The following is a 13815-nucleotide window of genomic DNA, read 5'->3' as shown; positions in this document are numbered from 1 at the left end:
GGACGACGTCCGCGGCAGACGCGGGACGGAGGACGGCCATGGTCGACGCGACAGGTCCGGGCGGGACACCGCTGGACCGCCACGAGGAGGAGAACGCCACCGTCGTGCGGCGCCTGGTCGAGTGCATCAACGCGCGCGACGTGAGCGTCATGGACGAGCTGTTCCACGACGACGCCGTGATGGACTGGCCGCAGTCCGGCGAGAAGGTCGTCGGCGCCGAGAACCGCAGGGGCGTCTACGGGGCGTTCCCGCAGCTGCCGACCATCTCGCCGTGGCGCGTGCTCGTCTCGGGCGACCTGGCCGTCCTGATGGCACGGCTCGACTACGACGGGCCCGTCTTCGAGACGGTGTTCGTCTTCGAGCTGCGCGACGGGAGGATCGCGCACGAGACCGCACAGTGGGCCGAGCCGTTCGAGCCGCAGCCCTGGCGGTCGGAGTGGGTCACCGTGGGGTGAGCGCGGCCCGGCGGGCCGGTAGGGTCCTCGGCCATGGGTGCACACGCGACCGACCGGCCTGACGTCGTCGCGCTGCTGCGCGCTGCCGGCTGCGTCTTCGCCGAGGACGAGGCGGCGCTCCTGCTCGACGCCGCGGCGTCGGACGCCGCGCTCGACGCCCTGGTCTCGCGCCGGGTCGCGGGCGAGCCGCTCGAGCAGGTGCTCGGCTGGGCCGAGTTCCGCGGGCTGCGCGTGGGCGTCATGCCGGGCGTCTTCGTGCCCCGGCGCCGCACGGGCCTCCTCGTGGAGGAGGCTCTCGCGCTCCTGGCCCGCCGCCGCCCGGTCGGCCGCGCGTCGTCGGGCGCCCCGGGAGGGCAGGACACGGGAAGGCCGCTCGTCGTCGACCTGTGCTGCGGCAGCGGCGCAGTCGGTCTGGCGCTCGCGACCGAGTCCGCCGCCGCGGGGACGCCGGTGGAGCTCCACGCGGCGGACGTCGACCCGGACGCCGTCGCGTGCGCGGCGCGCAACGTCGCGCCCGTCGGCGGGACCGCCTCCGCGGGCGACCTGTTCGAGGCCCTCCCGGCCGCGCTGCGTGGTCGCGTGGAGATCCTGCTCGCGAACGTGCCCTACGTGCCGACGGACGAGATCGCGCACCTGCCGCCCGAGGCGCGTGACCACGAGCACCGGGTCGCGCTCGACGGCGGCGCGGACGGCCTCGACGTCCTGCGTCGCGTCGCTGCCGACGCCGCGGCATGGCTCGCGCCGGGCGGGTCGCTGCTCACCGAGGCGGGCGAGCGGCAGGCACCGGGCGCCGTCGGGATCCTCGAGCGCGCCGGGCTCGACGTGCGCGTGGTGCGAGACGACGAGATCGGCGCGACGGCCGTCGTGGGGACCGCTCCGACGTCGGCACCGGGCGCTCCGCTCAGGACGTTCTCGTGAGGCCGGCGCGAGCACTCGCCGTGCTGCTCCTGGTGGCGCTCGCCGTCGCCGGGTGCTCCCGCCCGGCGCCGTGTGCGCCGGTCGGGTACGGGTCCGTCCTCGCGGTGCGGTTGTTCGACGGCTGGCCCGAGCGCGACCGGTACGCGGTGGAGGTGTCCTGCCCGCCGGCCGCGGAGGACTGCTCCGTCGGCGAGGACGAGGAACCGGAAGGGCCGGTGTGGCGCGGGAGCGCGGGCGAGGTCGACGAGGTCGAGGTGCGCGTGACGGAGGTCGGGACCGGTTCCGTCGTCCAGGTGCGCACCGTCGAGCCGAGGTTCCGCCTCGTCGACCCGGACCAGGAGCAGTGCGGCGGCCCGCGGGAGGCCGTCGTGAGCCTGGTCGACCGCTGAGGTACCGGTTCGTCAGAGCAGCGACCGGATCTCCTTCTCGGCCTGCGCCGGGGTGAGCGCCCGGCAGCCGAGGGACACCCAGTGCCGCACGAGCCCGGGTTCGGCCCGCAGCAGCGCCCAGCCACGTCGCACGAGCGTGAGCGGCGGCTTGCGCATCTCCGCGAGGTCGCGCAGCAGCCGGAACCAGAACGACACGAGCCGCGGGCGGCGCAGGCAGATCGCGTCCGCGAGCACGTCCTCCTCGCGGCACCTCGCGACGATCTCCGCGGCGAAGATGCCCTCGGCGAGCACGACCCGCGACCCGGTGACGTCGACGTGCGTCGTCCCGGTGCGGCGGGACGTCGGGATGTCGTAGACGGGCACGTCGGTGTGCCCGGTGCGCGCGAGCTCGACGAGCGCCGCGACCGCGCCGTCCGCGTCCCAGCTGCGGGGGTCGTCCCAGTCGACGATGCCGAACCGCTGCGGGAGGCCGGGGTGGTCGTGGTCGAGGTAGAAGTCGTCGAGCGCGACGACCGGGAGCCCGAGCCGCCGGGTGAGCGACGTCTTGCCGGAGCCGGACGCTCCCGTGAGGAGCACGACGCGCGTCGGCACCTCGCGCGAACCGGGCGGCACGTCGAACAGCGCGGCCTCGGGGCCGGCGTCGGCCGGGTCCACGTCCGTCGGGTCGGGAGAAGGGCTGGCAGTCACGGGAACCCATTCTCCCAGGCGTGCCGACCGCGCCGAGAAGTGAGCATCTGCCTTGGATCTGCCCAGATCCGGGGCGGAAGGTCACTTCTCGGCGATCTCGACGTAGCCTGCGCGGATGACCTCGCCCGACCCTGCTGCCGTCCTCGCGCTCGACGCCCTGCGCCGGCTGGAGGGGTTCCACCCCACCGACCCCGCGCAGACGGCGCTCGCGGCCGAGTACGTCGCGTTCGTCCGGGACGACGCCGCCCGGCCCGACGCGGTGCGGCGCGACGGCGGCCCCGAGCACCTCACCGCGAGCTGCTTCGTGCTCAGCCCGGACCTGTCGCGCGTGCTGCTGTGCTTCCACCGCAAGGGACAGTTCTGGGTCCAGGTGGGCGGGCACGTCGAGCCGGGCGACACGACGCTCGCCGGCGCCGCGTACCGCGAGGCGCGCGAGGAGAGCGGGCTCGCCGATCTGCGGCCGTTCGAGCCGTTCGAGCCGGACGACGCCGGGCAGCTCCCCGCTCCGGCGCCGCCCGTCGACGTGCACCGGCACGACCTCGCGGCGGCGTTCGGCGCGTGCCGCACGCACTGGGACGTCGGGTTCGTCGCGTTCGCCGACCCTGTCGCCCGCACGACCGTGAGCGACGAGAGCGAGGACGTCGCGTGGTTCCCCGTCGACGACCTGCCGGCCGGCACGCCGCCCGACTTCCCGGAGCGCCTGGCGACGGTCCTCGCGGAGGTCCGCCACCGCCGTCGGGCCGCGAGGTAGTACCCCAGCCCGCGAGGTAGTACCGCAATCCGTGAGGTAGTACCCCAGTCCGCGAGGTAGTACCCCGGTCGGTGACCGGGGTACTACCTCGGTGACCGGGGTACTACCTCGGCGCGGCGAGGACGACGTGGAGCGTGCGGGGGCCGTGCACGCCCTCGACGCGGGACAGCTCGATGTCGCTCGTCGCGCTCGGGCCGCTGATCCAGGTCTGCGGGCGCTCGGGGTGCTCGGCGAGCAGCCGCACTCCCTCCGGCACGGTGTGCACCACCTGGTCCGTGCGCACGACGCACACGTGCAGGTCAGGCACGAGCGTGATCGCGCGACGACCCTGGTCGAGCTCGCCGTCGAGCACGATCGTCCCGGTGTCGGCGATCGCGACGCGGGCGGCCGTCACGACGGCGTCGACGGCGTCGAGCTCGTCGGCGGTCCGGGGGTCCTCTCGCGAGTCCGCGACGCGGGCCGCCGTCGCAGGCAGCGCGGCGAGCCACGCGTCGTCGAGCGCCGGCGGCACGACGACGGAGCGCGCCTCCGCGAGCAGCTCGCCGACGATCCCCGCGACCTCCTCCGGCGACGCCGCGCGGTGCACGTGCGCCCGGTAGTCGACGAGCCGGTCGACGAGGATCTCGACCGCCGCGTCCGATCCCGGCGCGTGCTCACCGGTCGCCCGGTACGTCCGCGGCACGTCGGTGCCCGACGCCGCGGGGTCACCGAACGGACCCGGGCGGGTGTCCGCCGTCGGGCCGCTGCTGGTGACCGGGCTGCCGCTCGCGGTCGGGACCAGCGCGGCGCGGACACGGGCCAGGACGTCGTCGCGCGCGCTCATCGGGCCCCACCGTCCTCGCCGAACCCGGGGTTGCGCGGCACGGGAGGCTCTTCCTGCCGTGTAACCCCGGGTTCGGCAGCGGGCGGTGCGTCCTCGTGACGCGTGACCCCGGGTTCGGCAACCACGGTTCCGCTGGACCCCGCGCCCGGCGGGGTGACGTGCTCGGTCCGCCACCAGTCGCGGAACGTCTGCTTCGCGGGCGCGGGCAGGTCGCGTGACCGAGTCCAGGCACTGGCGGGCGGCGGCAGCGTCGAGATGCGGCCCTTCGGCCCGGCGACCACGCGCCCGAGCACCGCCGCCTTCTCCGCGAGCTCGAACCGCCGCGCGTCGGACATGACGAACGACGCGGCCTTCATCGCGGCGCCCCAGCCGGTGGGCAGACCGCCGCGGTCCGCGTCGACCTCGCGGGCCCGCAGCTCGACGAGGATCGACGGGATGTCGATCTTCACCGGGCACACCTCGTAGCACGCGCCGCACAGCGTCGACGCGTAGGGGAGCGACGCGTTCGGGTCGTGATGACCGGAGAGGCCGCCCGACGACTTCGTGAGCTGCGGCGTGAGGATCGCGCCGATCGGGCCGGGGTACACCGACCCGTACGCGTGCCCGCCCACGCGCTCGTACACCGGGCACACGTTGAGGCACGCCGAGCAGCGGATGCAGTGCAGCGCGGCGCGGCCCACCTCGTCGGCGAGGACGTCGGTGCGGCCGTTGTCGAGCAGCACGAGGTGGAACTCCTGCGGGCCGTCGCCCGGCGTGACGCCCGTCCACAGGGACGTGTACGGGTTCATGCGTTCGCCCGTCGACGAGCGCGGCAGGAGCTGGAGGAACACCTCGAGGTCGGTGTAGGTCGGCACGATCTTCTCGATGCCCATGACCGTGATGAGCGTCTCGGGCAGCGTGAGGCACATGCGCCCGTTGCCCTCGGACTCCACGACGGTGAGCGTGCCCGTGTCCGCGACGCCGAAGTTCGCTCCGCTGATCGCGACCTTCGCGGAGAGGAACTTGCGGCGCAGGTGGGCGCGCGCGGCCATCGCGAGCTCGCGCGGAACGTCGGACAGGTCGGGCGGGGCGTCGCCCATGCGCTCGAGGAAGATCTCGCGGATCTCCGCGCGGTTGCGGTGGATCGCCGGTACGAGGATGTGCGACGGCATGTCGTCGGCGAGCTGCACGATGAGCTCGGCGAGGTCGGTCTCGTAGGCCGCGACCCCCTCGGCGGCGAGCGCCTCGTTGAGCCCGGTCTCCTGGGTCGCCATCGACTTGACCTTGACGACCTCGTCGACGCCCTTGGCCTTCACGAGGTCCGCGACGATGCGGTTCGCCTCGTCCGCGTCGCGCGCCCAGTGCACGACGCCGCCGCGCGCCACCACGTTGCGCTCCAGCTCCTCCAGGAGCTCGGGCAGGCGCGCCATGACGTCGGTCTTGATCGCGGACCCGGCGTCGCGCAGGGCTTCCCAGTCGGGCACCTCGCCGACCACCGCGGCACGCTTGGCGCGGATCGTCGACGTCGCGTGCGCGAGGTTGCGGCGCAGCTGCGTGTTCTGCAGCGCCTGCCGCGCGGCGGTGGGGAAGTCGTCGCCCCAGCGCAGCGGCTCGTCGGGGTGCGGCACGTCGCCGAACGTGTCCGACGCCGCCCCTGCACCGGTGGAGGTGCCGTGGTCGCCCGGGCGAGCGGCGTCGTCGGGCAGGGTGCGGGCACCGGACGCCGACCGGCGCGGCACCGGAAGGCCCAGGAACGTGCTCCGGCTCATCGCGCACCCCCGACCGTGTCAGGGCGAGAGGACGCCCCGGTGACGCGTGGCCCTGACACGGTGGCGTTCGCCCCCGACGTGTCAGGGCGAGAGGACGCCCCGGCGACCTGTGGACCTGACACGCGTGTCGAGGCGAGGATCTCGGCGAGGTGCAGGGTCCGCACGCCGGCCCGGATGCGCGAGAGCCCGCCACCGATGTGCATGAGGCAGGACGAGTCGCCCGCCGTGAGCACCTCGGCCCCGGTGGACTTCACGGACGTCATCTTGTCGGCGAGCATCGCGGTCGACGTCTCCGCGTTCTTCAGCGCGAACGTGCCGCCGAACCCGCAGCACGACTCCGCGCCGGGCAGCTCGACGAGGTCGATCCCCTCGACGGCCCGCAGGAGCCGCAGCGGCTTGTCGCCGACGTGCAGCATCCGGAGCGAGTGGCACGTGGGGTGGTAGGTGACGCGGTGCGGGAAGTAGGCGCCGACGTCGGTCAGGCCGAGCACGTCGACGAGCAGCTCGGACAGCTCGTAGGTCTTCGCCGCGACGGCGTCGGCCGTCTTCCCGAGCGCCTCCAGCCCTGCGCGGCGGCACACCATGCCTTGCTGGTGGCGGATCGATCCCGTGCACGACCCGGACGGCACCACGATCGCGTCCCACTCGCCGTCGAGCACGGGCGAGAACGCCTCGACGTGGTTGCGCACGACCGGCACCGCCTCGGCCATGTACCCGGTGTTGACGTGCATCTGCCCGCAGCACGCCTGGCCGTCGGGGACGTGGACCTCGTGCCCGAGGCGTTCCAGCAGGAGGGCGGTGGCACGGGGCGCCTGCGGGAACATGACGTCCCCGATGCAGGTGGCGGCGAGGGCGATGCGCATCGGTGCTCCGGGGGAGAGGCGGTTCGGTCCAGTCTCGTCTCCCGGCACCCGGGGCGCGCGAGGAACGAGCCGACGAGGACCCGCTGAGGGCCGGGACGGGACGTGTGGTCGGACCACACCGCGCCACCGTAGACCATGTGGTCCGACCACAGCCAGCCCAGATGCGTCCGAGCGCCTACGCTGACCCTGTGCGCACCCACGAACGCGTCCTCGCGAGCATCGAGGCCGACCTCGCCGGCGGGCGCTGGGCCCTCGGCGAGCGGCTCCCCGCCGAGCGGGCGCTCGCCGACGAGCTCGGCGTCTCACGGTCGTCGGTCCGCGAGGCGATCCGCGTGCTCGAGGCGATGGGCATCGTCCGCACGGCGGTCGGCTCGGGGCCCGACGCCGGGGCGACCGTCGTCGACCGGCCGGCCGCCGGGCTCGGGGCCGCGGTGCGGCTCCACGTCGCGTCCGGCACGCTCGCGGTGCGCGACGTCGTCGAGACCCGCGTGCTGCTGGAGACCTGGGCGGTGCGCGAGGCAGCCGGGCGCTCGGTGCCGTCGCCCGCCGCTGACGCGACGGACGCCACGGGGGTGGCGGGGGGCGCGGAGGTCACGGAGGCCAGGGCGGAAGCGCTCGCAGAGGCGCGTGCGCTGCTCGACCGCATGGACTCCCCGGACCTCTCGGCCGGCGCGTTCCGCGAGCTCGACGCGTCGTTCCACCTCGTCCTCGTGCGTCTTGCGGGCAACGTGCTCGTCGAGGCGGTCATGACCGGGCTGCGGGGTGCGATCGAGTCCTACGTCGCCGCGGGCAGCGCCGGGCTGGCGTCGTGGGAGCGGACGGCCGAGCGCCTGCGGGTGGAGCACCGCGCGGTGCTCGACGCGGTGGCCGCCGGCGACGGCGCGCTCGCCGAGCGCCTCGTGGCGGAGCACATCGAGGGGTTCTACCGCGAGACGGGGCTGTGACCTCGTTCGTCCAGCGGCAGGACCGTCGGACCGAGACCGCCGAGGCGGGGGCCCTGTGGGGGCCCGCCGCCCCGGCGGCGTGAGGGTCAGGTCGAGCAGGTCGCTGTCGGCAGGGTGGTGTTGCCGTTGGAATACAGCGTGATGCCGAACGCGTCGCCGTTGCCGTTCGGTGTGGCGGTGAGGGTGCCGCTCGTGCCGGCGACCGAGGCGTTCCAGGAGCTCTGGAGGCTCTGGCCCGCACCGGTCCGGATGGTCACGACCCAGTCGGACGCGCCGGACACCTGGAAGGTGGTGTTGAACCGGTCGCCCCAGGAGTCGCCCGGGGCGACCGTCACGGTGCAGCTCTCGCCGCCGCCCCCGCCGGAGGCCGACGAGCAGGTTGCCGTCGGCAGGGTGGTGTTGCCGTTGGAGTACAGCGTGATGCCGAACGCGTCGCCGTTGCCGTTCGGTGTGGCGGTGAGGGTGCCGCTCGTGCCGGCGACCGAGGCGTTCCAGGAGCTCTGGAGGCTCTGGCCGCTCCCGGTGCTGACGGTCACGACCCAGTCGGACGCGCCGGACACCTGGAAGGTGGTGTTGAAGCGGTCGCCCCACGACCCGCCTCGCGTCACGGTCACGGTGCAGGACCCGTCACCCGGGTTCCCCGGGTTGCCGGAGTTGCCGTCGCCGCTGTTGAGCTGGTCGAGCACGGCGGTGTAGGCGGCCTTCTTGGTGCCGTTGCCGTCGAAGAGCAGCGGCGTGCCGGACGCGCGCCACGAGTCCGTGTCACGCACGCCCCACACGGTGATGCCGGTGCAGCGGGACACGGCCATGCAGGCCTGGACCACGCCGCGGTACTGCTCCGCCTGCGACTGCCCGGAGCCCTCGATGTCGAGCTCGGTGATCTGCACGTCGACGCCCAGGTCGGCGAAGTTCTGCAGGGTGGTGTGGTAGTTGCTCGGCACCGGGTTGCCCGAGTTGAAGTGGGCCTGGAAACCGACGCAGTCGATGGGCACGCCCCGCGCCTTGAAGTCGCGGACCATGGCGTACACGGCCTGGGTCTTCGCGTGGTTCCAGTTGTCGGTGTTGTAGTCGTTGTAGCAGAGCTTCGCGCCCGGGTCCGCGGCGCGGGCGGCGCGGAACGCGGCCTCGATCCAGTCGTTCCCGGTGCGCTGCAGGTTCGAGTCCCGTCGTGCGCCGGAGCCGCCGTCGGCGAACGCCTCGTTGACGACGTCCCACGCGTAGATCTTGCCGCGGTAGTGGGTGGCGACCTGCGTGACGTGGTTGAGCATCGCCTGCCGGAGCGCGGAGCCCGACATGTTCTGCATCCAGCCCGGTTGCTGCGAGTGCCAGGCGAGGGCGTGCCCCCGGACCTGCTTGCCGCGGCTGATGGCCCAGTTCACGATCTGGTCGCCCTGGGTGTAGCTGAACCGGTTCTGCGACGGCTCGGTCGCGTCCATCTTCATCTCGTTCTCGGCCGTGATCATGTCGAACTCGCGGTTCGCGATGGTCGAGTACGTCGAGTCGGACAGTCGTCCTGCGGCGAGGGCCGTGCCGAAGTAGCGGCCGGACTCGGCGGCCGCCGCCTCGAGGGTGGAGCCGTCCGCCTGGGCGGTGCCGACACCCAGGCCGGCGGCCATCGCCACGGCCATGAGTGCTGCGAGGGCGGCTCGGTGTCGACCGTTCCTTCTGCGCGGGGGTAGTGCTCGGGTCATCGTCGATCCCTTCTCTCCCGGGTGGACCACCGTTGGCCCACCGGCGCGAAACGCAGTGCGCGAGTGACGCTAGTCACATCCGGTTGTTATGGCAACCGTTATCGATACCGTTTTAGCGGCGAGCGGTGCCCCGTCCGGTTCGTGGGGGTATAGCTGTTCCGGAGGTCGCCAGGCCGCGCGCCGGCGGATCCCGACAGGCAGCACGGTGGATGGTCTAGGCTCCGGCAACCGCTTACCCATCGAGAGGACGATCGGCACCATGCGCACCACCAGGGACGACCGGGCACGCGCCCTCCACATCGCCGGTGACTCGACCGCCGCGCCGAAGGGCGTGGCTGCCGCACCGGAGACGGGCTGGGGAATGGCGCTGCCGCACTACCTTCCCGGGACGGAGGTCGTGAACCACGCGCGCAACGGGCGCAGCAGCGCGTCCTTCATCAGCCTCGGCCACCTCGACCTGGTCGACGCGGCGCTGCGCGAGGGCGACCTGCTCCTCGTCCAGTTCGGGCACAACGACGCGAAGGCCGAGGACCCGGTGCGGTACACCGAGCCCTGGACCACGTACCAGGAGTCGCTGAGGGCCCATCTCGAGGTAGCGCGACGCCACGGGGCGCACCCGGTGCTGGCGACATCCGTCGAGCGGCGCTCGTTCGACGCCGCGGGCCGAGCGGTCGCGACCCACGGGGAGTACCCCGCGGCGATGCGGGAGCTCGCGCGCCGGGAGGGCGTCCCGCTGGTCGACGTGCAGGCGGGCTCCCTCGCGCTGTGGCAACAGCTCGGCCCGGACGAGACGCGCCGGTACTTCCTCCACACGCCCGACGGGCGGCGCGACGACACCCACCTGAGCCCGCTCGGGGCCGCCGCCGTCGCGCGCCTCGTCGCGTCCGGGCTCGTCGAGGTGGGCGTGCTGGGGCCCGACGACGTCGGGCGGCTCGACGAGGTCGTACCCGCCTCGCGGCTCACCTGGGCGGACGCGGACCCGAACGCCTGACCGCCGTCGGCGCGTCGTCGGCGCGTCCCCCTCGCCCGCGGACGCCGTTTGGTGCTGGCGCCCGGGGCTGCTAACTTGCGTGCGGGAAACCGGTTACCCGCCGAGGATGTCGCGGCTGCCGGGCACCACGCTCGAGGAAGAGATGAGGATGCCGATGCCGGCGACGACGATGGTGACGACGGTCGGTGAGCCCCGCGCTCACCGCCTGTCGGCGACCGCCCGCGACCCGCGACGGGGGGAGCTCGCGTGAGCGTCGCGACCCCCGTGCGCCCGCGGGGGCGTGCCGAGCGGACGGACACGGCTCCCCCCGCGGTGACGCAGCGCAAGCACCCCGGCGGCGGCTTCTGGAAGCACCGGGCGCTGTACCTGATGATCCTTCCCGGGGTCCTGTACTTCCTGGTGTTCAAGTACGTCCCCATGGGCGGCCTGGTCATCGCCTTCCAGAACTACCAGCCGTTCCTCGGGTTCACGGGGAGCGAGTGGGTCGGGTTCGAGCACTTCGTGCGCCTCTTCACGGAGGACACGTTCTTCGTCCTGCTGCGCAACACGCTCGTGATCTCCGGGCTGCTCCTGCTGTTCGCGTTCCCCATGCCGATCGTGCTCGCGCTGCTGCTCAACGAGGTGCGCACCACGTTCCTCAAGAAGAGTGTGCAGACGATCGTCTACCTGCCCCACTTCATGTCGTGGGTCATCATCGTCTCGATCTTCTACGTCATGCTCACGATCGACGGCGGCAGCATCAACAACGTCATCGTCTCGATGGGCTTCGAGCCGGTGCCGTTCCTCACCGACCCGGACTGGCTGCGCCCGCTGTACGTGTTCCAGGAGATCTGGCGCGGCGCGGGGTGGGGCACGATCGTCTACCTCGCGGCCATCACCGCGGTGGACGAGCAGCTCTACGAGGCGTCCGAGCTCGACGGGGCCGGTCGGCTGCGCCAGACCTGGCACATCACGCTGCCCGCGATCCGGCCCACGATCATCGTCATGCTCATCCTGAGCATCGGCGACATCATGGAGCTCGGCTTCGAGCACATGTTCCTCGTGATGAACTCGCTCAACCGCGAGGTCGCCGACATCTTCGACACCTACGTGTACACGACGGGCATCGTCAACGGGCAGTTCAGCTACGCGACGGCGGTCGGCCTGTTCAAGGGCCTCGTGGGGCTCCTGCTCGTGGTGGCCGCCAACAAGCTCGCGAAGCGCCTCGGCGAAGAAGGGGTCTACTGACGGCCCCGGCCGTCGGTGGAACGGCACCGCCGTGTTCTCCTTCGAGGGCTTCGTCCGCGTCAACACGGTCCTGACGGGCGCCTACAGGCTCGTCTACCTGAACCTCCTCTGGCTCGTCACCACGGTGCTCGGCCTGGGGGTGCTCGGCGTCGGGCCCGCGTCCTACGCCCTCGCCCGGTACGTGGACCGGTGGTTCCGCCTCGGCGAGGAACCGCCCCTCACGCGCACGTTCTTCGCCGCCGTGCGCGAGCAGTACGGGCGCTCGGTGGTCGTGAGCTGGATCTACCTCGCCGCCGGCGCCGTGATCCTCACGAACGTCTTCGGGGGCACGAGCTGGTACGTCCAGATGCTCAACGTCGTCGCCCTCGTCGTCTACGCCGTCTCGCTCTTCTACGTGTTCTCGGTCATGGCGGCGCTGGACCTGCGCACGCTGCGCGAGACGGTCGCGGCGTCGCTGATGCTCGGCTTCGGCTCGCTGCACTGGACCGTCCTCGGCGGCACCGCGGTGCTCGGGGCGGGGTACCTCCTGTCCCAGTACGCCCTCCCGGTCCTCGGGCTGCTGGGGGCAGCTCTCCCGGCCGCCGTGGTCGGGCTCGTCACCCGGGTCGTCTACCGGGACCTCGACGGGGAGACCCCCGTCGCACGCACCACGCACCTGGCGCCGGAGCCAGGTGCCGTGCCGGCAGGCGTCAGCGCCTCCGGCGACCTCATCACCACAGCAGCAAGGGCGCGCGTGGTTCGTCGCCTGTCACGAGAGGAAGACCCAGCATGAGGAAGACCAGGTTCGGAGCCACCATGGCGGCGTCCGCGGTGATCGCGCTCACGCTCACGGCGTGCGGCGACGGCGAGGCCGAGCAGGACGCCGAGGCGAGCACGAAGGACAGCATCTCGTGGATGACGATGCTGCACACGGCGACCACCCCGGAGACGGACGGCGTCGTCGAGGCCGCCCTCGAGGAGCACACGGGGCTGTCGATCGAGTTCCAGTGGGTCCCCGACGCCTCGCGCGACGAGAAGATCAACGCGGCGCTCGCCTCCGACTCGCTCGCCGACGTCGTCTCGCTCACGAGCATCAACAACACGACCGTCCGCCAGGCGATGTCGCAAGGACAGTTCTGGGAGGTCGAGGAGTACCTCGCGGAGTTCCCGAACCTCGCCGAGATCCCCGAGACGACGATCGACGTCGCCCGGGTCGACGGCGGGCTGTACGGCGTCCCGTACCAGAAGCCGCAGGCGCGCTACGGCGTCCTCGTGCGCCAGGACTGGCTCGACAACCTCGGCCTCGAGGTCCCGCACACGATCGAGGACCTCACCGAGGTCGCGAAGGCGTTCACCGAGAACGACCCCGACGGCAACGGCGTCGCCGACACGGTCGGCTTCTACGACCGCGAGGAGTCCTACGCGGTCGGGTTCCGCTCGCTCGCGGGCTACTTCGGCGCCGGGCAGTACTTCACGGTCACCGAGGACGACGAGGTCGTCCCCAGCTTCACCACGGACGAGTTCAAGGACGCCATGGAGTGGTACCGCGGCGTCTACGAGAACGGGTGGGTGAACCAGGAGTTCGTCACCGTGCAGAAGCAGGTCCAGAAGGACGGCATCGCCCAGGGCAAGGGCGGCATCGTCGTCAGCGGCCTGTTCGAGGCGAAGAACTTCCAGGAGGCTGCTCGCGCCGCCGACCCGGACACGCCGCAGGAGTGGGCGCTGATCAACGACATGACGTTCGAGGACGTCCCGCGCCGCATCCTCACCGACACCAACGGCGGCATGGGCGGCTGGCTCGCGATCCCGAAGTCGAGCGTCGAGACGGAGGCGGACCTCAAGGTCGTCCTCGGCTTCATCAACGACCTCATGGACGAGGAGGCGTTCGACCTCATGACCAACGGCATCGAGGGCACGCACTACGAGCTCGACGCCGACGGTGTGGTCACGATCCTCGACGAGGCCGTGTGGGAGCAGGAGGTGCAGCCGTTCGGCTCGTCGCGCCCGTCCGAGGTCGTCAAGGCGTTCAAGTCCTCGAACCCCTACACGAACCTCGCCAACGAGCTCATGAAGGAGAACGACGAGTTCATGGTCGCCAACCCGGCGCAGGCGCTGACGTCCGAGACGTACAACGCGCAGTGGTCGCTCATCGACCAGCAGGTCATGGACGCCTACAACCAGTACATCACCGGCCAGATCGACATGGCGGGCTTCGAGGACGTCGTCGAGGGCCTGCGCGGCCAGGGCGTCGACGCGGTGATCGAGGAGCTCACCGCCGCGTACGCCGAGACCCAGGGCTGACGCGCGGCTGACTCAGCCCTCGCACGACATCGCCGGGAGGGTGCCGCG

Annotated in this window: 14 protein-coding genes; 9 read left to right on the top strand and 5 right to left on the bottom strand. The window is 72.4% G+C overall.

Translation table 11 applies throughout. The features are described from left to right. Positions 1–38: 38 nt before the first annotated feature. The 3 genes from ACZCLJ_RS09310 to ACZCLJ_RS09300 are packed head-to-tail and all read left to right on the top strand — an operon-like array spanning position 39 to position 1762. Positions 39–455: a nuclear transport factor 2 family protein gene (locus ACZCLJ_RS09310; RefSeq protein ID WP_251152378.1), complete on the top strand. Its 417-nt coding sequence runs from the start codon at positions 39–41 to the stop codon at positions 453–455. Between the two features lie 33 nt (positions 456–488). Continuing rightward, positions 489–1373, top strand: a complete 885-nt coding sequence (locus ACZCLJ_RS09305; protein WP_463106223.1) for a putative protein N(5)-glutamine methyltransferase — start codon at positions 489–491, stop codon at positions 1371–1373. Then, positions 1370–1762 carry a hypothetical protein gene (locus ACZCLJ_RS09300; RefSeq protein ID WP_463106222.1) on the top strand — a complete coding sequence of 131 codons (393 nt, stop codon included), beginning with the start codon at positions 1370–1372 and terminating at the stop codon, positions 1760–1762. The genes ACZCLJ_RS09305 and ACZCLJ_RS09300 overlap by 4 nt, the downstream gene beginning before the upstream one ends. Before the next feature lie 12 nt (positions 1763–1774). Here ACZCLJ_RS09300 and ACZCLJ_RS09295 read toward each other — a convergent pair whose 3' ends face one another. Then, positions 1775–2449, bottom strand: coding sequence for a uridine kinase family protein (locus ACZCLJ_RS09295; RefSeq protein WP_463106221.1), 675 nt, complete (start codon positions 2447–2449; stop codon positions 1775–1777). A gap of 115 nt (positions 2450–2564) precedes the next feature. Between ACZCLJ_RS09295 and ACZCLJ_RS09290 the strand changes: the two genes are divergently transcribed. Further along, positions 2565–3200 carry an NUDIX hydrolase gene (locus ACZCLJ_RS09290; RefSeq protein WP_463106220.1) on the top strand — a complete coding sequence of 212 codons (636 nt, stop codon included), beginning with the start codon at positions 2565–2567 and terminating at the stop codon, positions 3198–3200. A 103-nt stretch (positions 3201–3303) separates the two neighbouring features. On the opposite strand, the gene ACZCLJ_RS09285 is transcribed toward ACZCLJ_RS09290, so the two are convergent. From ACZCLJ_RS09285 to ACZCLJ_RS09275, 3 genes are read right to left on the bottom strand one after another with little or no spacing between them, the layout of a single operon-like run. Next, positions 3304–4023 carry a LutC/YkgG family protein gene (locus ACZCLJ_RS09285; RefSeq protein WP_463106219.1) on the bottom strand — a complete coding sequence of 240 codons (720 nt, stop codon included), beginning with the start codon at positions 4021–4023 and terminating at the stop codon, positions 3304–3306. Beyond that, on the bottom strand, positions 4020–5771 hold the full coding sequence (locus tag ACZCLJ_RS09280; RefSeq protein ID WP_463106218.1) for a LutB/LldF family L-lactate oxidation iron-sulfur protein: 1752 nt from the start codon (positions 5769–5771) through the stop codon (positions 4020–4022). Before ACZCLJ_RS09280 ends, ACZCLJ_RS09285 begins: the two co-directional genes overlap by 4 nt. Then, complete coding sequence (locus tag ACZCLJ_RS09275; protein ID WP_463106217.1) at positions 5768–6634, bottom strand: (Fe-S)-binding protein; 867 nt, start codon at positions 6632–6634, stop codon at positions 5768–5770. The genes ACZCLJ_RS09280 and ACZCLJ_RS09275 overlap by 4 nt, the downstream gene beginning before the upstream one ends. Before the next feature lie 188 nt (positions 6635–6822). On the opposite strand from ACZCLJ_RS09275, the gene ACZCLJ_RS09270 reads away from it, so the two are divergent. After that, a complete protein-coding gene (locus ACZCLJ_RS09270; protein ID WP_251152371.1) occupies positions 6823–7578 on the top strand; it encodes a FadR/GntR family transcriptional regulator in 756 nt (251 codons plus the stop codon). Between the two features lie 86 nt (positions 7579–7664). Here ACZCLJ_RS09270 and ACZCLJ_RS09265 read toward each other — a convergent pair whose 3' ends face one another. Then, a complete protein-coding gene (locus tag ACZCLJ_RS09265) occupies positions 7665–9206 on the bottom strand; it encodes an endo-1,4-beta-xylanase (RefSeq protein ID WP_463106216.1) in 1542 nt (513 codons plus the stop codon). A gap of 322 nt (positions 9207–9528) precedes the next feature. Between ACZCLJ_RS09265 and ACZCLJ_RS09260 the strand changes: the two genes are divergently transcribed. From ACZCLJ_RS09260 to ACZCLJ_RS09245, 4 genes are all read left to right on the top strand, one after another. Beyond that, positions 9529–10260: a rhamnogalacturonan acetylesterase gene (locus tag ACZCLJ_RS09260; protein WP_463106215.1), complete on the top strand. Its 732-nt coding sequence runs from the start codon at positions 9529–9531 to the stop codon at positions 10258–10260. Positions 10261–10506: 246 nt separating this feature from the next. After that, positions 10507–11487: an ABC transporter permease gene (locus ACZCLJ_RS09255; RefSeq protein WP_463106214.1), complete on the top strand. Its 981-nt coding sequence runs from the start codon at positions 10507–10509 to the stop codon at positions 11485–11487. Between the two features lie 31 nt (positions 11488–11518). Next, the gene (locus tag ACZCLJ_RS09250; protein WP_463106213.1) at positions 11519–12259 is read left to right on the top strand and encodes a YesL family protein; all 741 of its coding nucleotides are present in this window, start codon (positions 11519–11521) and stop codon (positions 12257–12259) included. After that, on the top strand, positions 12256–13767 hold the full coding sequence (locus tag ACZCLJ_RS09245) for an extracellular solute-binding protein (protein ID WP_463106212.1): 1512 nt from the start codon (positions 12256–12258) through the stop codon (positions 13765–13767). The genes ACZCLJ_RS09250 and ACZCLJ_RS09245 overlap by 4 nt, the downstream gene beginning before the upstream one ends. The last annotated feature ends 48 nt before the right edge of the window (positions 13768–13815 follow it).

The organism is Cellulosimicrobium sp. So1_17 (assembly GCF_055181235.1).
This window is presented reverse-complemented; position numbering and strand designations above follow the sequence as displayed.